At 69.8% G+C, this 24,154-nt stretch carries 23 protein-coding genes; 9 read left to right on the forward strand and 14 right to left on the reverse strand.

Annotation, left to right across the window (positions count from 1 at the left end; translation table 11 throughout):
• Window positions 1-4: 4 nt before the first annotated feature.
• A complete protein-coding gene (locus tag AC1Q9M_RS09510; protein ID WP_444686787.1) occupies window positions 5-1,117 on the reverse strand; it encodes an efflux RND transporter periplasmic adaptor subunit in 1,113 nt (370 codons plus the stop codon).
• Between the two features lie 122 nt (window positions 1,118-1,239).
• Between AC1Q9M_RS09510 and hpnC the strand changes: the two genes are divergently transcribed.
• Window positions 1,240-2,139 carry a squalene synthase HpnC gene (gene hpnC, locus AC1Q9M_RS09515; protein ID WP_382325388.1) on the forward strand — a complete coding sequence of 300 codons (900 nt, stop codon included), beginning with the start codon at window positions 1,240-1,242 and terminating at the stop codon, window positions 2,137-2,139.
• 17 nt (window positions 2,140-2,156) lie between these two features.
• On the opposite strand, the gene AC1Q9M_RS09520 is transcribed toward hpnC, so the two are convergent.
• Complete coding sequence (locus AC1Q9M_RS09520) at window positions 2,157-3,767, reverse strand: sensor histidine kinase (RefSeq protein WP_492433481.1); 1,611 nt, start codon at window positions 3,765-3,767, stop codon at window positions 2,157-2,159.
• 10 nt (window positions 3,768-3,777) lie between these two features.
• Complete coding sequence (locus AC1Q9M_RS09525) at window positions 3,778-5,322, reverse strand: methyl-accepting chemotaxis protein (protein ID WP_492433483.1); 1,545 nt, start codon at window positions 5,320-5,322, stop codon at window positions 3,778-3,780.
• Between the two features lie 214 nt (window positions 5,323-5,536).
• Between AC1Q9M_RS09525 and AC1Q9M_RS09530 the strand changes: the two genes are divergently transcribed.
• Window positions 5,537-6,265, forward strand: coding sequence for a Crp/Fnr family transcriptional regulator (locus AC1Q9M_RS09530; RefSeq protein WP_492433485.1), 729 nt, complete (start codon window positions 5,537-5,539; stop codon window positions 6,263-6,265).
• A 12-nt stretch (window positions 6,266-6,277) separates the two neighbouring features.
• On the opposite strand, the gene AC1Q9M_RS09535 is transcribed toward AC1Q9M_RS09530, so the two are convergent.
• Genes AC1Q9M_RS09535 through AC1Q9M_RS09550 form a run of 4 tightly spaced genes read right to left on the reverse strand, consistent with a single transcriptional unit; the run spans window position 6,278 to window position 9,467 of the window.
• Window positions 6,278-6,718: a nucleoside deaminase gene (locus AC1Q9M_RS09535; protein ID WP_382325394.1), complete on the reverse strand. Its 441-nt coding sequence runs from the start codon at window positions 6,716-6,718 to the stop codon at window positions 6,278-6,280.
• Window positions 6,719-6,744: 26 nt separating this feature from the next.
• Window positions 6,745-7,908 (reverse strand): mechanosensitive ion channel family protein, encoded by a 1,164-nt coding sequence (locus AC1Q9M_RS09540; protein WP_382157117.1) that lies wholly within the window; start codon window positions 7,906-7,908, stop codon window positions 6,745-6,747.
• Window positions 7,909-7,952: 44 nt separating this feature from the next.
• Window positions 7,953-8,933 carry an AraC family transcriptional regulator gene (locus AC1Q9M_RS09545; RefSeq protein ID WP_444686791.1) on the reverse strand — a complete coding sequence of 327 codons (981 nt, stop codon included), beginning with the start codon at window positions 8,931-8,933 and terminating at the stop codon, window positions 7,953-7,955.
• A 6-nt stretch (window positions 8,934-8,939) separates the two neighbouring features.
• The gene (locus tag AC1Q9M_RS09550) at window positions 8,940-9,467 is read right to left on the reverse strand and encodes an OsmC family protein (protein ID WP_492433488.1); all 528 of its coding nucleotides are present in this window, start codon (window positions 9,465-9,467) and stop codon (window positions 8,940-8,942) included.
• A 266-nt stretch (window positions 9,468-9,733) separates the two neighbouring features.
• Here AC1Q9M_RS09550 and AC1Q9M_RS09555 point away from each other — a divergent pair, with 266 nt between their 5' ends.
• The 4 genes from AC1Q9M_RS09555 to AC1Q9M_RS09570 are packed head-to-tail and all read left to right on the forward strand — an operon-like array spanning window position 9,734 to window position 13,238.
• Entirely contained in the window at window positions 9,734-10,546 is an 813-nt protein-coding gene (locus tag AC1Q9M_RS09555; RefSeq protein WP_492433490.1) for a class I SAM-dependent methyltransferase, read from the forward strand.
• Between the two features lie 14 nt (window positions 10,547-10,560).
• Entirely contained in the window at window positions 10,561-11,388 is an 828-nt protein-coding gene (locus AC1Q9M_RS09560; RefSeq protein ID WP_492433492.1) for a class I SAM-dependent methyltransferase, read from the forward strand.
• Window positions 11,389-11,441: 53 nt separating this feature from the next.
• Window positions 11,442-12,740: an NAD(P)/FAD-dependent oxidoreductase gene (locus tag AC1Q9M_RS09565; RefSeq protein WP_492433494.1), complete on the forward strand. Its 1,299-nt coding sequence runs from the start codon at window positions 11,442-11,444 to the stop codon at window positions 12,738-12,740.
• A 24-nt stretch (window positions 12,741-12,764) separates the two neighbouring features.
• Window positions 12,765-13,238, forward strand: a complete 474-nt coding sequence (locus tag AC1Q9M_RS09570; protein WP_492433496.1) for an EVE domain-containing protein — start codon at window positions 12,765-12,767, stop codon at window positions 13,236-13,238.
• A gap of 6 nt (window positions 13,239-13,244) precedes the next feature.
• On the opposite strand, the gene AC1Q9M_RS09575 is transcribed toward AC1Q9M_RS09570, so the two are convergent.
• Together AC1Q9M_RS09575 and AC1Q9M_RS09580 are read right to left on the reverse strand one after the other, a co-directional pair.
• Window positions 13,245-14,249: a formylglycine-generating enzyme family protein gene (locus AC1Q9M_RS09575; protein ID WP_492433498.1), complete on the reverse strand. Its 1,005-nt coding sequence runs from the start codon at window positions 14,247-14,249 to the stop codon at window positions 13,245-13,247.
• A 6-nt stretch (window positions 14,250-14,255) separates the two neighbouring features.
• Complete coding sequence (locus AC1Q9M_RS09580; protein ID WP_492433500.1) at window positions 14,256-15,104, reverse strand: cupin-like domain-containing protein; 849 nt, start codon at window positions 15,102-15,104, stop codon at window positions 14,256-14,258.
• A 224-nt stretch (window positions 15,105-15,328) separates the two neighbouring features.
• Here AC1Q9M_RS09580 and AC1Q9M_RS09585 point away from each other — a divergent pair, with 224 nt between their 5' ends.
• The gene (locus AC1Q9M_RS09585; protein WP_382157099.1) at window positions 15,329-15,727 is read left to right on the forward strand and encodes a hypothetical protein; all 399 of its coding nucleotides are present in this window, start codon (window positions 15,329-15,331) and stop codon (window positions 15,725-15,727) included.
• A gap of 56 nt (window positions 15,728-15,783) precedes the next feature.
• Here AC1Q9M_RS09585 and AC1Q9M_RS09590 read toward each other — a convergent pair whose 3' ends face one another.
• The 4 genes from AC1Q9M_RS09590 to imuA are packed head-to-tail and all read right to left on the reverse strand — an operon-like array spanning window position 15,784 to window position 21,625.
• Window positions 15,784-16,404 (reverse strand): LysE family translocator, encoded by a 621-nt coding sequence (locus AC1Q9M_RS09590; RefSeq protein WP_492433502.1) that lies wholly within the window; start codon window positions 16,402-16,404, stop codon window positions 15,784-15,786.
• Between the two features lie 26 nt (window positions 16,405-16,430).
• A complete protein-coding gene (locus AC1Q9M_RS09595; RefSeq protein WP_492433504.1) occupies window positions 16,431-19,565 on the reverse strand; it encodes an error-prone DNA polymerase in 3,135 nt (1,044 codons plus the stop codon).
• On the reverse strand, window positions 19,549-20,859 hold the full coding sequence (locus AC1Q9M_RS09600; protein WP_492433506.1) for a Y-family DNA polymerase: 1,311 nt from the start codon (window positions 20,857-20,859) through the stop codon (window positions 19,549-19,551). The genes AC1Q9M_RS09595 and AC1Q9M_RS09600 overlap by 17 nt, the downstream gene beginning before the upstream one ends.
• Window positions 20,804-21,625, reverse strand: a complete 822-nt coding sequence (gene imuA / locus AC1Q9M_RS09605; RefSeq protein WP_382325421.1) for a translesion DNA synthesis-associated protein ImuA — start codon at window positions 21,623-21,625, stop codon at window positions 20,804-20,806. Before imuA ends, AC1Q9M_RS09600 begins: the two co-directional genes overlap by 56 nt.
• Before the next feature lie 412 nt (window positions 21,626-22,037).
• Here imuA and AC1Q9M_RS09610 point away from each other — a divergent pair, with 412 nt between their 5' ends.
• Both AC1Q9M_RS09610 and AC1Q9M_RS09615 read left to right on the forward strand, forming a co-directional pair.
• On the forward strand, window positions 22,038-22,388 hold the full coding sequence (locus tag AC1Q9M_RS09610; RefSeq protein WP_382157089.1) for a nucleotidyltransferase domain-containing protein: 351 nt from the start codon (window positions 22,038-22,040) through the stop codon (window positions 22,386-22,388).
• Window positions 22,381-22,899, forward strand: coding sequence for a ribonuclease toxin HepT-like protein (locus tag AC1Q9M_RS09615; protein ID WP_492433508.1), 519 nt, complete (start codon window positions 22,381-22,383; stop codon window positions 22,897-22,899). The genes AC1Q9M_RS09610 and AC1Q9M_RS09615 overlap by 8 nt, the downstream gene beginning before the upstream one ends.
• A gap of 9 nt (window positions 22,900-22,908) precedes the next feature.
• Here the strand turns inward: AC1Q9M_RS09615 and AC1Q9M_RS09620 are convergent, their stop codons facing one another.
• On the reverse strand, window positions 22,909-24,099 hold the full coding sequence (locus tag AC1Q9M_RS09620) for an aminotransferase-like domain-containing protein (RefSeq protein ID WP_492434008.1): 1,191 nt from the start codon (window positions 24,097-24,099) through the stop codon (window positions 22,909-22,911).
• Window positions 24,100-24,154: the final 55 nt, after the last annotated feature.

Below are 24,154 nucleotides of genomic sequence, written 5' to 3' on the forward strand. Positions count from 1 at the left end.
GGCCTCACTGCGTGGCGGCGGCGGTGAAACGCGTGACCTTCTGCCCCGGCGAGAGCACATGCACCCCGGTGGCCACCACTTCCTCACCGGGCTTGAGCCCGGCCACGATGACCATCTCGTTGCCATCGGCGCCAGCCACTTGCACCGGGCGCGGCTGCACCGTGCTGGCGGCGGCGTCGAACACCCACACGGCCGAGCCCTGGCGGTCGCCCTGGTCGGAACGCGCCAACGCGCTGGTGGGCAGCTTGATCACGGCGGGCGCGTCGCTCGCGCCGCCCAGCGTCACATAGGCCGTGGCGCCCAGCGGCACGGCCGCTCCATCGGGCAGCGAGAGCTTGACCTGGTAGGTGCGCGTGGCCACGTCGGCACTGGCCGCCACTTCGCGCACCGTCGCCTCCAGCGGCGCCGCGGCACCGGGGGCCGCGCCCGCGCCGGCCCACAGCCGCACCTGCGCCGTGGCACCGGGCCGCATCTGGGCCACCCGGTCTTCGGGCACGGCAATGACCACGTCGCGCGCGCCATCGCGCGCCACCCGCACCACCGGCGTGCCGGCGGCCACCACCTGCCCCACTTCGGCGTCCACCGACAGCACCACACCCGCGCCATCGGCCAGCAGGCGCGCGTAGCCGGCCTGGTTGCCCTGCACCGCGCCCTGGGCCTTGGCCTGGCGCAGCGTGGCCTCGGCCGATTGCAGCGTGGCCTGGCGGCGCTCGATCTCGGCGCCGCTCACGAAGCCCTGGGCCTGCAGGTCCTGGTAACGCTTGAGGTCGGCGGCGGCGAGGTCGCGCTGGGTCTGCGCGGCGCTCACCTGGGCCTGCGCGGCCTGGCTGGAGAGCGCGAGGTCCTGCGCGTCCAGTTGCGCCAGCAACTGGCCCGGCTTCACCCGCTGCCCCACCTCGGCCGGGCGCTGCACCAGCTTGCCCCCCACCCGGAAGCCCAGGCGCGACTCGGTGCGCGCCCTGACCTCACCGGCGTACTCGCTGCGCGCCACCACATTGCCCGTGCCCACGGTGAGCAGCTTGACCGAGCGGATCGGCTCCTGCGGCGCGGGCGGGCGGGAGCAGGCGGACAGCACCAGGGCGGCGGTCACGATCAGGACAAAATGCGGTGTTTTCATGGTGTTGCAGGCGGGTGCGGGGGTGGAAACACAGAGAGCGTGAAAGAGCGCTCATGGCGCCCTACACTAATGACTGACCGGTTAGTAATCAAAATTGTAGATCAAATCCATGAACTTTCTTCATGACAAAAACGTCATCCAACGGGGCTGACGCGACGCCGCTGGGCTCGGGTGTCGGGCACTACGAGAACTTCCCCGTCGCCTCCTGGCTGTGCCCGCCGGCGCTGCGTCCGGCCGTGGGCGCCATCTATCACTTCGCCCGCACGGCCGACGACATTGCCGACGAAGGCGATGCCCAAGCGGCGCAGCGCCTGGCCGACCTGGCCGCCTACCGCGCCGAACTGCACCGCTGCCTGCAACCCACCTCGCGCTCCACGCTGGACATGCCCGAAGCGCGCTGGCCCGGCATCTTCCGCGCGCTGGGCAAGGCCGCGCGCCGCCATGCCCTGCCCGCCCCGTGCCTGCACGACCTGCTCAGCGCCTTCGAGCAAGACGTGCGCCACACCGCGAGCGGTCACCGCTACGCCGACACCCCCGAGCTGCTGGCCTACTGCCGGCTGTCGGCCAACCCGGTGGGCCGCCTGCTGCTGCACCTGTATGGGGTGCGCGACGAGGCTTCGCTGCGCCAGAGCGACCAGATCTGCAGCGCCTTGCAACTCATCAACTTCTGGCAGGACATCAGCGTGGACCTGCCGCGCGGGCGCTGCTACCTGCCGGCCGACACCTTGCGGCGCCAGGGCGTGGCCGTGGCCGACTTCGAATCGAACCATGGCAGCAAGGAACAGGCCATGCAGGCCGTGGTGGCCGAGCTCTGCGCCTACGCGCGTGGCCTCATGCAGCAGGGCGCGCCCCTGGTGCACCGCGTGCCGGGCCGCGCCGGCTGGGAGCTGCGCCTGGTGGTGCAAGGCGGCCTGCGCATCCTCGACGGCATTGCCGCCCAGCACCACCGCAGCTGGCAGACCCGCGTGACGCTGCACAAGAGCGACCTGCCCCGGCTGGCCTGGCGCGCGCTCTGGATGTAGGCCTGTTCAGGCGCTTTTCAGGCGCTGCGGCCCACGGGCGGCGCGTCCTCGGGCCGCCCGTGGGCCTCGTCGGGGGCGTCCGGCGCCACCGTCAAGGGCAGGAACACATGGAAGCTGGCCCCCTGGTCGGGGCAGGCGTCGGCCCAGATGCGCCCGCCGTGGTACTCCACGATGCGGCGCACCAGCGCCAGCCCGATGCCCGCGCCCTCGAAGCGCGGGTCGCTGTGCAGGCGCTGGAACATGCCGAACAGCCGCTCCGCCTGCCCCGGCTCGAAACCCACGCCGTTGTCGCTCACGTGGAACTTGGTGCCGTCGGGCAGCGCGCGCCAGCCCACCTCGATCTCGATCACCTCGCGGTGGGACGCGTACTTCACCGCGTTGTCCAGCAGGTTGACCCACACCTCGCGCAGCAACACCGGGTCGCCCTGCACCGTGGGCAGGCCGGGCTGAATGCGCCAGCGCAGCTTCTTCATGCCGGCGTCGATCGCCAGCGCCGCCACGGTCTCGTCCACCAGCGCGGCCATGTCGACCGCCCCCACTTTCATGCCCTTGCGACCCAGGCGCGCGAACGACAGCATGCCGTCGATGAGGTGCCGCATCTGCACCGCGGCGCGGATGATCTTGTCGCAGTACGGCAGGCTGCCCTGCACGTCGCCCGCGCTCACCTCTTCCTTGAGCAGCTCGGCGAACCCGGCGATGTGGCGCAGCGGCGTGCGCAGGTCGTGCGAAAGCGCGTACGAGAACTCCTCCAGTGAGCCGTAGGCCTCCTCCAGCTGGCGCGTGCGCATCAGCACCTGCTGGTTCAGGTCTTCGTTGCGGCGGTGGCGCTGCTCGATCAGGTTCTTGTACAGCGTGACGTCCTGCACCGAAAACGTGAGCGGCAGCTCGACCGCGTTCGGCCCCACGTGCGGCACGCCCCGGCAGCGCACCCAGCGGCAGGCGCCGGTGGCGGTGACCACGCGGAACTCCACGTCGATCTCGTCGCCCGAACGCAGGGCCGCGTCCAGCGCGGCCTGCAGCATCGGCCGGTCCTGCTCGTGGGCGTGCGCCATGAACGCCTGCACGCCGCGCGCCTCCTCGTCGCGTTCGCAACCGAGGATGCGGTAGATCTCCGAGGTCCAGCGCGAGCGGCCGGTGTCCTCGTCGTGTTCGATGCGGCCCAGCCGCGCCAGCCGCTGCGCCAGCTCCAGCCGGTGCTGCAGGTCGGCGGTGAGCAGCTCGCGCTTCTTGCGCTCGGTGATGTCGGTCTGGATCGACACGTAGCTGGTCAGCCGGCCCGCCGCGTCCCGGATCGGCTCGATGTTGAGCGCCACCCAGTACGGCTCACCCGAGCGCTTGTAGTTCAGCAACTCGAAGTCCCGCACCGCCTGCCCCTGCCGCACCATCGCACCCAGGCGGGAGAGCGACAGGGCGCTGGTCTGCGGCCCGTGCAGCAGTTCGGCCGGGCGGCGGCCCACGCATTCGTCCAACCGCCAACCGGTGATGCGCGAATACGCGGCGTTGACCCAGGTGATGCGGCGCTCCTCGTCGGTCACCACCACCATGTTGGAGGTGTTCTCCACGATCATCTCCAGCATCTGGAAGCGCCGCATCACATCTTCGGCGGCGGGCATGGGCGTCGGGGACATGGTCTGCTCCTCAGGCAAAGATGCCCACCGCGCTCTTCATGCTCTGCGACTGGTGGTTCAGGGCGTTGGCCGCGGCGGCGCTCTGCTCCACCAGCGCCGCGTTCTGCTGCGTCATTTCATCGAGCCGCCCCACGGCGGTGTTGAGCTGCTCCATCTCGCGGGTCTGCTGCACCGAGGCCGCGTTGACGGTGGTGATCAGCCGCGTGAGGTCGCTCACCTGCGCCACGATCTCGTTCATGCGCGCCCCCGTGGCCTCGACCTGGGTGGCGCCCTCGCGGATGCCGGCCAGGCTGCCGTCGATCAGTTCGCGGATCTCCCTGGCCGCGTTCGCGCTGCGCTGCGCCAGCGTGCGCACCTCGGTGGAGACCACCGCGAAACCCCGCCCCTGCTCGCCCGCGCGCGCGGCCTCCACGGCGGCGTTGAGCGCCAGGATGTTGGTCTGGAAGGCGATGCCGTCCACGACGTCCACGAACTCGGCGATGCGGTGGCTCGAGCGCGTGATCTGCTCCATGGTGCGCGCCATCGCCCGCATGGCATCGCCGCCCGAGCTCGCCACCTCGCTGGTCTGGCGCGCCAGTGTGGCCGCGTCCTGGGCCGCGCTCGCGTTCTGCCGCATGGTCGCCACCAGCTGCTCCATGGACGACGCGGTCTGCTGCAGGTTGGCGGCGGTCTGTTCGGTGCGGCTGCTCAGGTCGTCGTTGCCATGCGCGATCTCGCCGCTGGCCACCGAGACCCCGGTGGCCTGGGACGACATGTCGGCCAGCAGCGAGCGCAGGTTCAGCGCCGACTGGTTCACGGTCAACAACAGCATGCCGATCTCGTCCACCCGGTTCAGGCTGGCCAGCCCACCAGCGTGCCCGCTGGCCACGCGCTGGGCCTGCCGCAGCACCAGCTTGAGCGGCGCGGCCAGTTGCCGCTGCAACCACAGCGCGCTCCCCGCCAGCAGCAGCACCAGGAGGCCCACGGTCCACGCGGCGCGCCCGGCCGGCAGGCCCGAGAACGCCAGGGCGGCGGCCATGCCCAGGCCGGGCAGCAGCAGCGCCAGGCGGATGCGCCCGCTCACGCCGAGCCAGCCGTTCCAGGACAGCCAGGCCAGCGGGCCACTGCGCACCACCAGCCCGCGAAAGAAGCGCCAGCCCTGCGCCCGGCCTTCGCGAAAGCGCCGGTACAGCGCCTCGGCGCCCTGCACCTCCTCGCGGCCCGGCTTGGTGCGCACCGAGAGGTAACCCGTGAGCATGCCGTTGCGCATCACCGGCGCGGCGTTGGCGCGCACCCAGTAGTGGTCGCCGTTCTTGCGCCGGTTCTTCACCAGGGCCGACCAGGGCATGCCCTGGCGCAGCGTGGCCCACATGTCGGCGAAGGCCTGGGCCGGCATGTCGGGGTGGCGCACCAGGTTGTGGGGCTGGCCGATGAGCTCTTCGGCGGTGAAGCCGCTGACCTCCACGAACGCCGCGTTGGCATGAACGATGTGGCTCTGCGTGTCCGTGGTCGACAGCAGGGTGCTGCGCTCATCGAACTCGTATTCCTGCTGCGTCACGGGCTGGTTGTTTCGCATGGGCAAGTGTCTCGCTCTCAAGGAGGTGGGGGTCTCGCACCGCGGTCCGCAGAGGACCGCATGTGACCCCATTTCGGCACACAAGGGCCTTGAGGCATCTCAAAAAACGCAGCAGAAAACCGGGAATCTGCAACGGATGTGACGCAGCACGCGTTTCCAGGCCCCTGTTTCGCGTCTACTGGGGAGGAACCCTTGTTTAAATCCCGGGGCCCCTATGAAACAGCCGACCGCGCCCACCGATGCCACGCCTGTCCCGCCGCCCCGCTGCCGGACGCGTTGCGGCCATTGCGCCACGCTGCAGGTCTGCCTCATGGGCGGTCTGCCGGACGCCTCGCGCGAGCTGCTGGCCTCGTGCATCGAGGAATCGGCCTTCGGCAAGGGCGATGCGCTCCAGCTCGAAGGCGTGGTGGCGCAGCGCATCTCCATCATCAAGATCGGCGCCGTGATGGCCACCCGACAGGGCGAGGACGGGCAGCCGCACCCGGTGGCCCTGCTCGGCCGGGGCAAGACCCTCGGGGGCTACGCGGTCTATGGGCACCAGGAGCAGATCGGCGCCCAGGCCCTCTCCACCGGCCGGGTCTGCAGCGTGGACGTGCCCGACTTCTACCGCCTGGGCGTGGTGGACCGCCAGTTCCACGCCTGCATCCAGGCGCACATCGTGGACGCGCACGGCCAGCTGGCCGACTGGTCGCGCGTCATGCGCATCAAGGGCTTGCAGCAGAAGCTGCTCGCCACGCTGCAGCTGTACGCGCGCGAGCAGCGCAGCCAGGCGATCCGCCTGCCCAGCCACGTGGCGCTGGCCGCCCTGCTCTCCACCACGCGCGAGACCATCGCGCGTTCGCTGCGCCAGCTGGAGGCGGCCGGCCACATCCTGCGGCACGACCGCTGGCACTGCGAAGTGGTCAGGCCGCGCGGCACCGGCGAGGCCACGGCCAGCCCCTGACCCCGCGCCGCCTCAGGGCTCGCCAATGTCCTCGTTCCAGAGCCCGGGCTCGGCGGCGATGAAGTCCCGCATCAGGTGCACGCAGCTCGGTTCCTGCAGCACCTGCACCTCCACGCCCCGGCCGCGCAGCCAGTCTTCCTCGCCCAGGAAGGTCTGGTTCTCGCCCACCACCACCTTCGGGATGCCGTAGAGCGCGATCGCGCCGCTGCACATCGGGCACGGCGAGAGCGTGGTGTAGATCACCGATTCCTGGTAGACCCGCGCGGGCTGCCGGCCTGCGTTTTCCAGCGCGTCCATCTCGCCGTGCAGGATGGCGCTGCCCTGCTGCACCCGCCGGTTGTGGCCGCGCCCGATGATGCGGCCCTGGTGCACGAGCACCGAGCCGATCGGGATGCCCCCTTCCTCGCGGCCCAGCCGGGCTTCGTCGATGGCGGCTTGCATGAACGGGTCCATGGGGTTTCCTTTCAAAAAAATCGTGTTCAGCCACGGCCCGGTGGCGGGCTGGGCGTGCTGGGCGTCTCCATTTCGGCCGCGCCACCCTCCACCGGCGGCGGTCCGTTGACCACGGGGCCCGATGCCGCCGGCTCGGGCGGGTCGAGCTCGGCCCGGTGGCGCGGCAGATAGCCCGGGTACTCGCGCTGGATGAAATCGATCAGGTGCTCGCGCACGTGGCAGCGCAGGTCCCACGCCGCGGGGGCCGAGGCGGCCGTGACGAGGCAGCGCAGCTGCATCGCCTTCTCGCCCGCTTCGGTCACCTGCAGCAGCGCGAAGCGCCTGTCCCAGTGGGGCGACTTCTCGCAGGCCGCCTGCAAGGCCTCGCGCAGCGGCGCCAGCGGCATGCGGTAGTCCACCCAGAGAAACACCGTGCCGATGAGCTCCGAGGTGCGGCGCGTCCAGTTCTGGAACGGTTTCTCGATCCAGTACTGCAGCGGCACCACCAGGCGCCGCTGATCCCAGATGCGCACCACCACGTAGGTGCCGGTGATCTCCTCGATCACGCCCCACTCGTTCTCCACGATCACCACGTCGTCGATGCGGATCGGCTGGCTCAGGCCGATCTGCAGGCCCGCGATCAGGTTGCCCAGCACCGGCCGCGCCGCGAAACCCGCCACGATGCCCACCACGCCCGCCGAAGCCAGCAGGCTGGTGCCGATCTGGCGCACGGCCGGGAAGGTCATGAGCATCAGCGACACGCCGATCAGCACCACCAGCCCCTGCACGGTGCGCGAGAGCACCATGGTCTGGGTCTGGATGCGGCGCGCCGAGAGGTTGTCCGACACCGCCAGCGGGTTGGCCTCGTTCACGCCCCGCGCCACGCCCTGCACCACGCGCGCCAGCAGCCAGGTGAACACGCCGATGAGCAGCAGCGTGAGCAGGCGATCCACCCCCGGCAGGCCTTCAGGGCCCTGCTGCCAGGCCAGATTGAGGGCCAGCAGCTGCAGCGCCAGGTGCGCCGGCGCCTCGATGGCGCGCCCCACGCTGGCCACCATGGGGGCGCGCTGCGCGGCGCGCCGCACCACGCGGCGGCCGACCCGGAACACGAGCTCGGCCAGCAGACACAGCGGCAGCACGAGCACCAGGGTGGGCAGCCAGGCGGCGAGAAACGGGGGGAAACCTTCGGGGAGCCAGTCAACCATGTTCATGGCCCATCGTAGCCAGAACCGCGCCCGGCGGAAAACCGCGCCGATCAGGTCGGTTCGGTCAACTCCTCCTGCGCCGCGCGCCGGCGCCGCCAGGTGGCCGGTGGCACACCGTACTCGCGCCGGAACGCGCGGATGAACGCCGTGTCGGTCTGGTAGCCCACGTCCTCGGCGATGCGCGAGAGCGGTGCCTTGCTGCGGCACAGCAGGTTGGCCGCGAGCATCATGCGCCACTGGATCAGGTACTGCATGGGCGAGCTGCCCACCAGGTGCTGGAAGCGTTCGGCCAGCACCGAGCGCGAAGTGCCCGCCTCGCGCGCGAGTTCCTCCAGCGTCCAGGCGTGCGCCGGGCGCTGGTGCAGCGCGTTGAGCGCGGCGCCCACCACGCGGTCGCCCAGGCCCGCGAGCCAGCCGGTGCGGCCCGCGCTCTGCTCGTTGATGTAGAGCCGCAGCACCTCGATGAACAGCACCTCGGCCAGCTTGGACAACACGCCCGCACCGCCCGGCCGGGGCGAGCGCGCCTCGGCCAGCGCGTAGCGCACCGAGGCTTCCAGCCAGGTGCCCGCGTTCGATCCGCGCACGTTCACCCGCACCAGCGGCGGCAGCCCGGCCAGCAGCAGGCGGGCCAGCCGCGCGTCGCAGGCCAGGTAGCCGCACAGCAGCCGGGTCGGCGCGCCGCCCCCGCCGTACATCAGTTGCCGGGGCCGGCGCTGCAGCAGTTCCTTCAACGGCGTGGCGGGCGCGGGTGTGAGGCCGGGGGCCGATCCCATGCGGTGCGCATCGCCCTGCGAGAACACGATCACATCCCCCGCACCCAGCCGCACCGGCGGCTGGTGGTCCAGCTCCACGAAACACTCGCCCTCGGTGACCAGGTGAAAGATCACCACCCGCTCGGCGTCCGGCTCCAGCAGCGGCGCGGCCGCGTCGGCGCGCGGCGACTGGTAACACCAGGGCGCGGTGAAGCGGCCCTGGAGAAAGATGGCGCCCACCAGTTGCACCACGCGCAGGGTTTCGGACAGGGCGTCCATGCCTTCTCAGCCAGCATCGATGCGCAAGGCCAGCGGCGTCGCGGCCTGCAACGCGTTGGGAATCGGCGAGCGGCCCACCGCTGCCTGCACCAGCGCGCGCAGGCGTTCGGGTGGCACCCCGTTCGCCTGAACGTGCACGGCCAACTGCACATCCCCTGGCCCGGCGTTCACCGCCTGTCCGTCGGCATCGCGCATGCCGAGCAGGCCGCGCGTGTCGGAGCGGCTGGTCGCCTTCACCTCCAGGCTGGTGAGTTCGACACCCTCGGCCGCCGCCGCCATCACGATGGAGGTGGTCGCGCAGGAGGCCAGTCCCGCGCGGAACAGCCAGCCCGGCGTCACCAGATCGCCGGTACCGCCGAGTTCGCTCGGCATGTCGGAAGGCACCTGGGTGCCGTTGGCGTGGCTGGCCACCACGCGCGTGCCGCCGGTCCAGCGCGCGGTGGCCGGGCCGTCCTCGTGCAAGCCGCTCTCGGGCCGGCGCAGCAGCACGGCTTGCACGCGCTGCAGGGCCTCTGCGATGTGTTGTTGCGTCACGGTGCACCTCCGGGCCGAGGCATTATGGGCGCCCTACCCCCAGGCACCAAGGCAGCACGTCGGCTCATGCACCCGGGCCGGACGCTGGGACAGCATTTCCGGACGTGCGGTCAGCCGCGCCAGCGCCCCGGGGTCAGATCCGGACGATCGGGCAGCCCTGAGCGCGCCTCGGGCAGGACACCACACACCCCCTCGCGTTCCACTGCATGCCGGGCCATCGATCACCGCGGCCCGCACGCCAGCCACCCTTCAGCGAGACAAACACCATGAACGCACCGACCGACTTCATTGCCCTGAAAACCCGCCAGCAGGCCGCCTGGGCCAGCGGCGACTACGCCGTCATCGGCACCACCCTGCAGCTCGTCGGCGAATCGCTCGCCGAGGCCTGCGACCTGCGCTGGGACGAGCGCGTGCTCGACGTGGCCGCCGGCAACGGCAACGCCACCCTGGCCGCGGCGCGCCGGGGCACCCGCGTCACCTCCACCGACTACGTGCCCACCCTGCTCGAACGCGGCGCCGAACGCGCGCAGGCCGAGCGGCTGGACGTGCAATTCCAGGTCGCAGACGTGGAAGAACTGCCCTTCGACGATGCCAGCTTCGACGTGGTGCTCTCCACCTTCGGCGTGATGTTCGCGCCCGACCACGCCCGCAGCGCGGCCGAGATGGCGCGCGTCTGCCGCCCCGGCGGGCGCATCGGCCTGGCCAACTGGACGCCCGAAGGCTTCATCGGCCATCTGTTCAAGACCCTGGGGCGCCAGCTGCCACCACCGGCCGGCGTGCAGCCGCCCTCGCTCTGGGGCACGGAGACACATCTGCGCGAGCTCTTCGGGTCCACCGCCGCGAAGATCGACGCCACGCCCCGGCTGTTCAATTTCCGTTACCGCTCGGCCGCGCACTTCATCGACGTGTTCCGCACCTGGTACGGCCCGGTGCACAAGGCCTTCGCCGCGCTGCCGCCCGACAAGGCCCAGGCGCTGGAGAGCGACCTCACCGAACTGCTCAACCGCCTCAACCGGGGCGGCCCCACCGCGCTGGTGGTGCCCAGCGAGTACCTCGAAATCGTCATCACCCGCCGCTGACGAAAGGGCCCACCATGGACGCGCGCCTTCAACGCCGCGTGCAGCGCTACGGCTGGGACCTCGCCGCGGACGACTACGAGGCGCTGTGGCAGGACCAGTTGGCGCCCGCCCAGGCCCGCCTGCTGGAGCGCATGGCGCTGCAAACCGGTGAACACGTGCTCGATGTGGCCTGCGGCACCGGCCTGGTCACCCTGCGCGCCGCGCACAGCGTGGGGCCGCAGGGCCAGGCGATCGGGGTCGACCTCTCGGAACGCATGGTGCAGGCCGCCGAGCGCCGCGCGCGGGCCAGCGGGCAGCGCCACGTGCGCTGGGAGCGCATGGACGCCGAACAGCTGGCGCTGGCCGATGCCAGCCTCGACGCCGCGCTGTGCGCCTTCGGACTCATGTACCTGCCCGAACCCGAGCAGGCCCTGAAAGAACTGGTGCGCGTGCTGCGCCCGGGGGGCCGCCTGGGGTTGGCGGTGTGGGGCGAGCGAGCGCGCTGCGGCTGGTCGGCGCTGTTTCCCATCGTCGATGCCGAAGTGACCACCGAGGTCTGCCCGCTGTTCTTCCGCCTCGGCCAGGGCGACGCGCTGGCGCGGCTGTGCGGCCAGGCCGGCGCGACCGGGCTGCGGACCGAGCGCCTGAACACCAGCCTTCACTACGCCAGCGGCGACGAAGCCTGCAGCGCCGCCTTCGCCGGTGGCCCGGTGGCGCTCGCCTGGTCGCGCTTTGGCGACGAAGCGCGCGCGCGGGCCTTCGCCCGCTACCTCGACGCGCTCGCGCCCTGGCGCAGCGGCGCCGGCTACGCGGTGCCGGCCGAGTTCGTGCTCGTGACCGGCCACAAGCCCGAGCGAAGCTGAGGGAGGGCCGCGTCGTCTACAGTGGAAGCCGATCTTCCACTGGGACGAAAAGAATGCACACAAGAATCGTGATCGTGGGCGGCGGCGCGGGCGGCCTGGAACTGGCCTGCAAACTCGGGCGCAAGCTCGGCGCGGAGCAGGTCACCCTGGTCGACCAGCAGCTCTTCCACATCTGGAAACCCTCGCTGCACGAAGTCGCCGCCGGCACGCTGGACATCCACCAGGAAGGCCTGTCGTACGAAATGCTCGCGCACGACAACCGCTTCACCTTCTGCTTCGGCGCCATGACCGCGCTCGATGCCACCGGCAAGACCCTCACCGTGGCGCCCATCACCGACGAAACCGGCGAGGAACTCATCCCCGAGCGCACCCTGCCCTTCGACCAGCTGGTGATCGCGGTCGGCAGCACGGCCAACCACTTCAACGTGCCCGGCGCGGCCGAACACACGCTCTCGCTCAACCGCCCGGCCGACGCCGAACACTTCCGCCTGCGCATGCTCAAGCTGCTCACCGCGGCCGAACTGCGCAAGAGCGCGGGCTCGCAAGCCCAGGTGCGCGTGGTCATCATCGGCGGCGGCGCCACCGGCGTGGAACTCGCGGCCGAGCTGCGCGAAGCCAGCGTGGTGCACTCGCGCTACGGCTTTCGCCGGCTCGACCCGCACCGCGACGTGCAGATCACCCTGCTCGAAGGCGCGGCCCGCATCCTGGCGCCGCTGCCGGAAAAGGTCTCCGCCGCCGCCGCGCAGTTGCTGCGGGAGCGCCACGTCACCATCGAAACCGACTGCCGCGTCGCGCGCATCACGCCCGAGCAGGTGGAAGACGCCACCGGCCGCGTGTTCGCGGCCGACATCGTGGTCTGGGCCGCCGGCATCAAGGCCCCCGACGTGCTGGGCACCCTCGGCCTGCCCACCACCCGCGCCGGCCTGCTGGAGGTGGAAGGCAACCTGCTGGTGAAAGGCCAGTCCGACCTCTACGCGCTGGGTGATTGCGCCGCCTGCCCCACGGCCGATGGTGGCGTCGTTCCCCCACGCGCGCAGGCCGCGCACCAGCAGGCCAGCTACCTCGTTGACGCGCTGCTGCGCCGCGCCAACGACCGGCCCGCGAGCACCAGGCCCTACGTCTACAAGGACCACGGCTCGCTGGTCTCGCTGGGCACGCAGACCTCGGTCGGCAACCTCATGGGCAACCTGTTCCGCTCCACCTGGTACGTGCAAGGCATGTTCGCCCGCATGATGTACGTGAGCCTGCACCTGATGCACCACCAGGCTGTGCTTGGCACGCTGCGCACCGGCGTGCTGGCGGTGGCGCGTTTTCTGGTGAAGCGGGCCACGCCGCTGGTGAAGCTGCATTGAGACCGAGAGAGAGAGGACACCACCATGACCCAATACTGGCTGATGAAATCCGAGCCCGACGAGTGTTCGATCGACGACGCGCTTGCCGCCCCGAAAGCCACCGTGCCCTGGACCGGGGTGCGCAACTACCAGGCCCGCAACTTCATGCGCGATGCCATGCAAGTCGGCGACGGCGTGCTGTTCTACCACTCCAGCTGCCCCGAGCCAGGCATCGCCGGCATCGCGCGCGTGGCCTCCACCACGCGGCCTGATCCCACGCAGTTCGACGCGAAGTCGCCCTATTTCGACGCTGCGTCGAAACCCGACGCGCCACGCTGGCTGCTGCTGGACGTGCAGGCCCTGCGCAAGACGCGGCTGATCGGACTGCCCGAGTTGCGCGACACGCCCGAGCTGGCCGACTTGGTGGTGCTCAAGCGCGGCAACCGGCTCTCGATCACACCGGTGAGCCCTGAGCATTGGAGGCTCATCACCGACAAGCTGGCCGGCGATCGAAAGTAACGCCGTTCAACGCGAAGCTTCGCGCACCAGGCGGATGCCCACCAGTGTGTAGCGCGTCTGCACCGTGTTCCAGTTGCGGAACGCGCACCGCGTGTACAAGGGCCAGGTGTGCCAGGAGCCGCCCCGGCGCACCTTCACCACGCCATCGGCCGGGCCCGTCGGGTCGTCCACTGGCGACTGCGCGTAGTAGTCGTCCCCGTGCCAGTCCGACACCCACTCCCACACGTTGCCATGCATGTCGTGCAGGCCAAAGGCGTTCGCGGTGTAGGCGCCCACGGGCGCCGTGAACGCATGGCCATCGCGGCCGGGCACCGCCCGATCGCGCCAGGCCGGCCAGTTCACGGCAGCGTCTTCATCGAACGTGTTGCCCACCCCGATCAGCCCCGCCGGGTCGTCGCCATGCTGGTAGCGGCCCGTGCCGCCGGCGCGGCACGCGTACTCCCACTCGGCCTCCGTCGGCAGGCGGTAGGTGCGGCCTTCCTGCTGTGACAGCCAGCGGGCCAGCGCGACCGCGTCGTTCCAGGTGACGTTCACCACCGGGTGGTCGTCGCCCTGCGCGAAGCCGGGGTTTTGCCAGGAGTAGCGCGGGGACCGCCCCTCGAACGCATCGCGCCGGGTGCTGGTGGCGGGGTCGTAGGCCGGGTTGTAGCCATAGCCCCCGGTGCCATCCGCGACCGATTCAGGCACATGGCCCGAGCGCCGCAGGAACGCCCGGAACTGACCCACCGTGATCTCGTGCCGGCTCATCTCGAAGGGCTTGGTGATGCGCACGCGGTGCACCGGGGCTTCGTCCGACAAGCCCTCGAAGCGGGACCGCTCCAAGGCGGGATAGGCCGCCGCCAGCGCCTGCACCGATTCGTCGCTGCCCATCAGGAACTCGCCCGCCGGCACTCGAACGAACGAAATGCCGAGGGAATCGACGGTGGTGGTGCGCGGTGTGGCGCACGCCGCGAGAAGCGCCACCAGGGCCAGCGATGCCCAGGTGAACACAGCAGCGCCTCTGGGACCCATCGTCGTTTACGCGGTCAAGCGCGCGTACCCTCGAAATGCCAAGGCCTTCAAGGAATCCATGCGATGGCTCTGGCCCACCGCCATGGGCGAGGCCCCCCATTTCTTCCGCACCCGGTGGTTGAACCTCATCGCGTTGAGCTGCTTGAGCGTTCGGGTGTCGTTGAAGAAAATCGACAAGGTCACCGACACCTCGGGACCATTTTTCACGTGATGCCCGGCCAGGAAAGGGATATGAAGCGCGTCCCCCGGTGCGCAGTGGTACGACACCCCCAGGCCCTCGCAATCGGGCTTCCATTTGAGGGCGCCCACCTCGCGCTCCATGTGCGATTCGTACTCGGGCTGCGTGATGACGCGCTTGTCCAAGGGCGGAAAAACGGTGACCTCTTTCGAGCCCGCGATCTGCAGCAGGAAATTCGATGCCCGATCGAAATGGAAGGGCGTGATGCTGTGGGGCGACGAGAGAAAAATGTAGGAGCGGGGCTCGATGGGCACGCCATGGCCGCGCGCTTTCACGGTCCGGGCGATGTCCTTCACCAGGTCGTCGTGAAGCCCGCGGAAGGCGGGGTGGCTTTCCGGCTCCCGGATCATGATGTACGAGTTCGACGTCGGGAGGTGCTCGACGATCTTTTCGATCGGCAAGGCTTTGCGCCCCTCGGTGATGGCCGTCTCGAAGTCCTCGTCCTTGCTCATCTTGTGGCCCGAAAAATAGATGAGATCCTTGTTGATTTCGGGGATGGCGCGCTGGATGTTTTCCAGGCTCAACGCGGGGTGTTCGAACAGTTTCTGTTTGAACTGGAAGGACACCTTGTCGATCATGGAAGACATCTCCATGTCCGTGTCGAATACCTGGTACATCGAATCTCCTGTGGAACGCGGTCGGGCCGTGGCATTGTGCGGTGCCTTCGCCGCGCTTCCTGGATGGCCAGCGGCATATCAGGGCAAAAATCACGAAGGATGGAAAGACCGCGCCGGGCCAGCGTTGCTGCTTCTCCTACATGGCTCGGCGCGCTTTTCCTACGGAGGGCATGCAGCCGCAGGGCGAAGATGAAGTTTCTCGAAACCCTCAGGAGATTAAAACCATGTACATCAAGACACTCACCGCCATCACCCTGTGCGCCGCCTCTGCCATCGCATCGGCCCAGGCCATGACCAAGGCCGAATACGACGCGGCCAAAGACCGCGTCGAGATGAACTACAAGACCGCCAAGAAGTCCTGCGATGCCCTTAAGGACAACGCCAAGGACATTTGCGAAGTCGAAGCCAAGGGCAAGGAAAAGGTCGAGAAGGCCGAGCTGGAGCACAAGTACAAGGCCACGCTGGGCAACGCCCGCAAGCTCGAGGAAGTCAAGGCGGACACCACCTACGACCTCGCCAAGGAAAAATGCGAAGACCAGGCCGGTGACGCCCAGAAGGTGTGCAAGGCGGACGCCAAGGCGGTTCACGACCGTGCTGTGAAGGCCGCCAAGGAAAAGGCTTAAACAGCTTCTCCCATCGCGCGAACCGCCCTTCGGGGCGGTTTTTTTGAGCCGCCCCCTCAGCCGCGCAGTGGCAGCGCCAGGCCAATGGTCACGAAGATGCCGCCGCAGACCTGGTTGAAGCGCTTGCCCACGCGGCGCAGCCAGGGGCTGATGCGCGCGGCCATGCCGGCGATGAACAGCTCGGTGATGGCCTCGACCAGCGCGAAGGTGCCGGCCATGATCAGGAACTGCAGCAGCAGGCTGCGGTGCGGGTCGATGAACTGCGGCAGGAAGGCCGCGAAGAACAGGATGCCCTTGGGGTTGGTGACGGCGGACAGGGCCCCCTGCCGGAACAGCGAGCCGCCTGAGCGCGCCGGCCCGGCCCGGTCGCCTTCGGTGAGCTGCACGCCCACGGGCGGCGAGCGCCAGACCTGGATGCCCAGCCACACGAGGTAGGCGCCGCCGAGCCACTTCAGCGCGGTGAGCCACACCAGCGAGGTCTGCAGCAGCGCGCCGATGCCGAACATGGACAGCGCGATGACCGCCACGAAGCCCAGCGTGCCGCCGAAGATGGTGAACAGCGTCTTGCGCTGGCCGTGCAGCACCCCATGCGTGAGCGCGAGCAGGCCGTTGGGGCCGGGCGAGAGGGACAGGCCGGCGGCGGCCAGCAGGTAGATGAGCCAGGTGTCGAGGTTCATGGGGGCGATGCTAGCGCCGATGGGCCTCAATGGAAATCCCGACTCACGGTGGACAGGCCGTTGAGCAGGGGCGTGAGGTCTTCGAGGTGGCCGGCGATGAGGTTGCGCGCCTCGCCCTCGCGCTGCCACACGCCACGCACGGCCAGCAGGCGCGCGCCGGTGAGCACGGCGCGCTGGCGTTCGCGGATGCGCTGCCACACGATGACCTGCACCACGCCGGTTTCGTCTTCCAGGCTCACGAACACCACGCCCGAAGAGGTGCCGGGCTGCTGGCGCAGGGTGACGATGCCGCAGTGGCGCACGAGGCGGCCGTTGGGCGCGTCCTTGAGTTGTTCGGCGGTCATGAGCCGGCGTTTCGCGAGTTCTTCGCGCAGCAGGGCGAGCGGGTGGCGGCGCAGGGTGAGGCCCAGGCTGGCGTAGTCCCACACGATGGCCTCGCCTTCGGGCGCGGGCGCCAGGGCCAGCGGGGCTTCGTCCACCGGCGCGCCCTTGAGCAAGGCCGGTGGCGGGCGCAGCGCGGCGGCGTCCCACACCTGCTGGCGGCGGTGGCCGCTCAGGCCCAGGAGGGCGTCGGCGGCGGCGAGCGCTTTCATCTGCGGCTGGTCCAGGCCGGCGCGGCGCGCGAGGTCTTGCGCGTTGCGGAAGGCTTGTTTCGCGCGCGCCTGCACGATGCGCTCGGCCGCCTCGTGGCCGATGCCACTGACCAGGCGCATGCCCAGGCGCACCGCGCCGTCGGCTTCGAGCGTGCTGTCGCGGTCGCTGTGCAGCACATCCACCGGCCGCACGACCACGCCGTGGCGTTTCGCATCCTGCACCAGCTGGCTGGGCGTGTAGAAGCCCAGGGGCTGGCTGTTGAGCAGCGCGGTGAGGAACTCGGCCGGGTGGTGGCATTTGATCCACGCGCTCACATAGACCAGCAGCGCGAAGCTGGCGGCGTGGCTTTCGGGAAAGCCGTAGCTGGAGAAACCTTTGATCTGCTCGAAGATGCTCTGGGCAAATTCAAGTTCGTACCCGCGATCGGTCATGCCCTTGACCAGCCGCTGCTCGTATTTCTGCACGTTGCCGTGGCGCTTCCAGGCGGCCATGGCGCGACGCAGTTCATCGGCCTCACCGGGCGTGAAGCCGGCCGAGAGCACGGCAATCTGCATGCACTGCTCCTGAAAGATGGGCACGCCCATCGTGCGGCCCAACGCCGCCCTCAAGGCCTTTCCGCCCTCCGGCCCGGGAAAGCTCACCGGCACCTTGCCTTGCCGCCGGTTCAGATAAGGATGCACCGCCCCACCCTGGATAGGCCCGGGCCGCACCAGCGCGACCTCGATCACGAGGTCGTAATAAGAACGTGGCCTCAAGCGCGGCAGCATGCTCATCTGCGCGCGGCTCTCGATCTGGAACACGCCCACGGTGTCGGCGGCGCAAATCATGTCGTAGGTCGGGCTGTCGTTGTCCGGGATATCCTGCATGCAGAACGCCCGCCCGTCTTTGTCACCGAGCAGGGCCATCGCCTTGCGCAGCGCGGTGAGCATGCCCAGCGCGAGCACGTCCACCTTGAGCAGGCCGACGGCGTCGAGGTCGTCCTTGTCCCACTCGATCACGGTGCGGTCTTTCATGGTGGCGTTCTCGATCGGCACCAGGCGCGAGAGCGGCAACTGCGTGAGCACGAAGCCGCCGGTGTGCTGCGAGAGGTGGCGCGGAAACCCCATGAGCGTGGAGGTGAGTTCCAGCAGCTGGCGCACCTTCAGCTGCCCGGTGTCGAGGCCGGCCTCCTGGAGCCGTTCGGGCGCGATCGCGTGCCCGTCCCACCAGCGCGACTGTTTGGCCAGCACATCGAGCGAGCCTTCCGCAAAGCCCAGGGCCTTGCCCACGTCGCGCAGCGCGCTGCGCGGGCGGTAGCTGATGACGGTGGCGGTGAGCGCGGCGCGCTCGCGGCCGTATTTCCCGTACAGGTACTGGATGACTTCCTCGCGCCGCTCGTGCTCGAAGTCCACGTCGATGTCGGGCGGTTCGTCGCGTTCGCGCGAGATGAAGCGCTCGAACAGCAGGCCCGTGCGCCCCGGGTCCACTTCGGTGATGCCCAGGCAGTAACACACCACGCTGTTGGCCGCCGAGCCCCGGCCCTGGCACAGGATGGCTTTCGAGCGGGCGAAGGCCACGATGTCGTGCACCGTCAGGAAGTAATGCTCGTACCGCTTGTAGGCGATGAGTTCCAGCTCGTGCTCGATCTGTTTCGCAAACGCCTCGGGCGTGCCCTGCGGCCACCGCCTGCGGGCACCTTCTTCGGTCAGCTGGCGCAGGTGGCTCTGCGGCGTTTCTCCCTCGGGAATCACCTCGCTCGGGTACTGGTAGCGCAATTCGTCGAGCGAAAAATCGCAGCGCGCGGCCACCGCCAGGGTTTCGGCCAGCAGGTCGGCGGGGTAGAGCTGGCCCAGCGTGAGGCGCGCGCGCAGGCGCTGCTCGGCGCTGGGCTCCAGCGCGAAGCCGCATTCGGTGAGCGGCTTGCCGATGCGCGTGGCGGTGAGCACGTCGTGCAGGGGTTTGCGCGAGCGCACGTGCATGCGCACGTCGCCCACGGCCACCAGCGGCACGGCGGTGAGCGCGCTGCTCTGGCGCAGCTGGTGCAGGCGCATTTCGTCGTCGAAACGGCAGAGCTGTTCCACGCCGAGCCAGCAGCGGCCCATGAAGTGCTGCAGCAGCCAGCGCGCGACGGTGTCCATCGGATCCTGGACGCTGTGGCGGTCGGGCACGGCGATCACCACGCAGTCGGCCAGGGCCGCGGCATCGATGTCGCCGACCGTCAACCGGTAGGTGCCCTTGGGGGCGCTGCGGCGCAGGCGGGTGATGAATTCGCACAGGTTGCCGTAGCCGTTGAGGTTGCAGGCCAGCACGACCAGGGTGAAGGGCGCGTCGCACCGCACCTGGAACTGGCTGCCGATCAGCAACTTGAAGCCGTGCTTTTTCGCGGCGACGTGGGCGCGCACCACGCCGGCCAGGGAACACTCGTCCACCAGGGCCAGGGCGCGGTAGCCCAGGGCTTGCGCGCGCTCGACGAGTTCCTCGGGGTGGCTGGCGCCGCGCAGGAAGCTGAAGTTCGAGAGGCAGCGCAGCTCGGCGTAATCGGGAAGGGCATCGGCGTTCATGGCGATGCCTTCAGGCGAAGTGCCCATGCAGGTACCAGGCGGGCGCGCCGTCCAGCCGGGTCTGGAACACCCACAGCACGCCGGCCTGCGGGGACAGGGCCACCCAGTAGTCGCGCACCACGTTGCGCATGCGCTCGGCGCCTTCGACGCGGTCCCACCAGCCGCCCTCCACGCGCTGCGGCCCGAGCAGCATGACCAGTTCGCTGTCGTGGTGGACCGGCCGGTGGTCGCGCACGGCCAACCGCAAGGGCATGGGCAGCACGAAGCCGGGCTGTGGCAGTTCGGTGCCGGGCGCGCCCTGGCGCGGCAGGGGCAGCGTGGCCGGCTGCCAGCGGCACATCCATTCGGGGCGGTGGTCTTCGCACAGCACCGGGCGCAGCACGCGCTGCGGCCCCAGGCGGGCGGAGAGCCGCTCCAGCACCAGGCCCAGTTGCTCGCCCTGGCGCACGGTGTCGGGCAACAGCGAGGCGCTCACGTCATGCAGCGGCCGCACCTCGGTGGCCACCATCACCAGGTCGCCCACGGGCGCGAGCAGTTTCACGCGCGCCAGGTGCTCACCCAGCAGGCGGCAGAGGTGTTCGATGTCGCGCGTGGGCTCGGCGGTGCGGATGGTGATCTCGCCGCCCTCGCCCGCCGCGCGCGCGCGCATCGCGTCGTGTGCCCAGCGCAGCGTGAAGGCGGTGACGCCCGCGCGCCGCGCGGCCAGCCAGCCGCTGAGCACGCGCAGCAGGCGCCGCGCGCCGAACAGCAGGGCCGGCGCCTGCTCCACGCGGGCCATGAGTTCGAGCCGCTCTTCAAAATGCTCGGGCAGCGCCACCCAGTCGTGCGCCTCGGGCGCGGTCCCGTAGGCCTGGTCGAGCGCCTGCAACAGGAGCTGGTCGAAGCGGCGGCCCAGGCCGCTGCGCGGCAGCGCGCGCACGTCGCCAAGCGTGCGGCAGCCGAAGTGTTCGAGCGTGAGCCGGTGCGGCCGCACGGCGCTCAGCGTGTCCATGGGCAGGGTGTCGAGCAGCGCGGCCAGCGGGCGTTGGAAACCGTTCTCGATGCCGGCGCGCGCCAGCGCGAGCGCGGCCAGGCCGTTGGGCGCCCAGGCCAGCTGCGCCACGCCGAGTTCGCGGGCTTCGCCCCACACGCGCTCGCGCAAGGCACGGCGGCCACCGAACAGGCGCGCGCTGGCCGCCACCTCCATGAGCACGGCTTCGTCGGCCAGGGCTACGCGGGGCGTGAACTGCAAGGCCCAGGTCGCCAGCGCGCGCTGCGGCGCGGCCTCAGTGGGCGGGGCTGTGCCGGCGCTCGGGCTGGGCAGCAGGGCGGACCACAACATGCTCGTTCTCTTCGGTTCGGGGCATCCACCGGCTGGGCTCACGCAGCCGGGGTGGGAGGATGGTGGCCAGGCCACCCGGCACCGAGGGCAGGTGCAGGGTGGCCTCCAGCGGCGGGCCCTTGCGCTTGGCGATGCGCAACTGCAGCTCCCAGTCCACCCCCACGCAGGCCTGCACGCGCAGCGGCGCGGCCGACGACTCGCCCAGGGCGTGCATGGGCCGGCACACGAACACCGGCGACTCGAAGCCGGTGGCGAGCACCTGCAGCCGGCGGATCTGCGCTGCCCTCGCCCGCGGCAGCCAGGCGACGATCGCGCCGCCGGCCTGGGCCTTGATGAGCTGCTCGGCCGACCACAGGCGCTCGGCCGCCGTGTCGGCCTGCACCCAGACCAGCTGGCGCTCGTCGAGGCCTTCGAAGCGCAGGCCGGGCAGGTGCGGCGACAGCGGCGGGCCGATCACCACCACCGCCTGCCCGGCGGCACAGACTTGGCGCAGCGCCGGCCCGAGCAGGCGCCATTCCAGCGTGCCGCTGTGCGGGGTGAGGATTTCGGTCAGCCCGTGGCCGGGCCAGCCACCGCCAGGCAACTGCGCGTCCAGCGCGGCGAAGCCGCTGGGCCACACCGCCGAGACCGGCGCGCCGAGCTGGTCACCCCGCCACAGCGCCGCGGCCACGGCCGCCGACAGGCCACCAGCGGGCGGCGGCACCGGGCGAACGGGTGTGGGGGCCGGGGACGGATCGTCCTCCTGCCAGAAAACGGCGGGCAGCATGGTGGGATGGAGGCGCGGGGAAAATGGGCAACTTCAAAATACTGTATCTCCGTACAGTATATGAAAGCCCAAGTCCTGTCCATCTGAAGGGCAAGCGGCGGTTCATTAAATATTGTGGGGGTCTACGTTTTTTGTAGAATGCGCCATGGTTCCCGTTCACTCCGCTCGACGCTCTGCCCGGCCTTCTTCCGGGGGATCGGGTGCGCCCGTCTCCCTGCTTTCGCCTGCGGAATACGCCAAGGCCTATGGGATCAGCGCGGAACGGGTGCGGCAGTTGTGCCGCACCGGTCGAATCCCGGGCGCCGCCCAGCACAGCCTGGGGCCGCTGACCCTGTGGCTCATCCCCTCGGATGTGGCCGACCCGAGGCTGCCCCGGGGCAGGCCCGCCAAACCAAGGGCACCTGAACCCCCAATGCACGTGCAGACGCGGGCCCACCCCAGGCTCTCGCTCCACCAACCTGATGCCGGCACACAGCGGCAGGCCGAAGCGCGTCTGCGCCTGGGTCGGCAAGAGGCGCGCGCAATCATCGCGGCCATGAAGAAAAAAGGCGTGACGGTCCGGCTCTTCGGCTCGATGAAAACAGGCCAGACCACGCCCCACTCCGACATCGATCTGCTGATCACCGACCCCGGGCCGCTGGGGGCCATGCGCGCGGTCTCCGAAACGCTGGCCGAGCGCCTCACCATCCCGGTGGATGTCGTGGCCGAAGAGACCATCGGACCCGACGCCTTTGCCCGCATACAGGACAGCCTGAATGCATAGAAGAGACTTCGAGGCCGAGATGGCCAAGCTCGACAAAGAGCTGGAGGAGTTCGGGCGCTGGGAAGCTCAGAACCCCGCCGCAGGGGACTGGGCTTACGGCAAGCTGGCCGGCGCCACGGTCAACAGCGTCTATACCGGCATGGAGACCATTCTGGAAGCGATCCTCAAGCGGACGGACCCGCCCATGGCGCAAGACCCGGCCTACCACGCCAAGTTGATCAAGACCGCCGCTGCCGCCACCGGGACACGCGATGCCTTGATCAGCGAAGCGCTGCAGCAACTGCTGGATGATCTGCGCGGCTTTCGCCACGTGGGCCGCAGGCGCTACGGCAGCGAGATCGACCCGGAGCGCGCCAGGCACGTGCTGCACAACGCCAGGCAAGCAGCGCCGCTCTTTCGCCAGGAAATGGCCTTGGCCATCACGGCACTGGAAGAAGTGCTGGCCGTGGCCGAGGCGGAGCGGCTGGAATCCCGCAAGGCCGAGAGCCGCACCAAGAAGCGCTCTGGCTGACGACGCCGCTCAGACCGCCTGGCCCAGGCGCCCGATCCCTTCCTCGATCTTCTCCAGCCCCACGGTGGCGAAGGACAGGCGCAGCGTCGCGTGGTCGGGGTTGCGCGCGAAGAACGGCGCGCCAGGCACGAAGGCCACGCCTTTTTCGATCGCGCGCTTGGCCAGCTCACCGCCGTCCTTCACCTTGCCGCCGGCACCCGTGAGGCTGGCCCAGACGAACAGGCCGCCCTGGGGTTGCACGAAGTCGATCGCATCGCCCAGCTCGCGGCGCAGGGCGTTGCCCATGGTGATGGCGCGCTCGGCGTAGACCTTGCGCACCTTGTCCAGCGTAGCGGGCATGCGGCCGGCCTTGAGGTACTGCGCGGCGGTGGCCTGGGCGAAGGTGCTGGTGTGGGCGTCGCTGAACTGCTTGCACATGGTGGCCTTGGCCAGCAGCTCGGCCGGGCCCACCATCCAGCCCACGCGCAGGCCGGGGCTGAGCACCTTGCTCAAGGATCCGCAGTGCACCAGGCGCTCGCGGCTGCCGGGCACGCTGGGGCTGAGCGCGAGCAGGCTGGGCGGCGGGGCCGCGCCGAAGTAGAGGTCGCCGTATGGATCGTCTTCGACGATCAGCGTGTCGTGCTTCACCGCCATCTCCAGCACCCGCCTGCGCCGCTCCAGGCTGAGCAGGCCGCCGCTGGGGTTGCCGAAGGTGGGGATCAGGTAGACGAACTTGGGCTTGTGTTCGGCGATGAGCTTGTCCAGCTCGTCGGTCTTCACGCCGTCGCCGTCCACCGGCGCGCTGATGAGCTCGGCGCCATAGAGGCGGAAGCACTGGATGGTGGCGAGGAAGGTCGGGCCTTCGACGATGACCTTGTCACCGGGCGAGACCAGGGTCTTGCCCAGCAGGTCCAGGCCCTGCTGGCTGCCGGTGGTGACGATGAGGTCGTTCGCGCCCACGTCCTTCGCGCCCTTGCTGGCCATGAAGGCGGCCAGCTGTTCGCGCAGGGGCTGGTAGCCCTCGGTGGCGCCGTATTGCAGCGCGCCACCGGCCTCTTCGGTCAACGCGGCGTTCACCGCTTCACGGATCCCGTCCACGTCGAACATCGCGCTGTCGGGAAAGCCGCCGGCAAAACTGATGATGCCGGGCTTGCCCAGCAGCTTGAAGAGTTCGCGGATGGCGGAGGTTTCGACGTTGTTGAGGCGGTCGGCGAAGGGGATGGTGAAGGGCATGGTGGCGGTTTCCGTGAGGTCGTGATGGACAACGGCCTCCATT

Source organism: Hydrogenophaga sp. GW823-FHT04C09, from assembly GCF_058796355.1.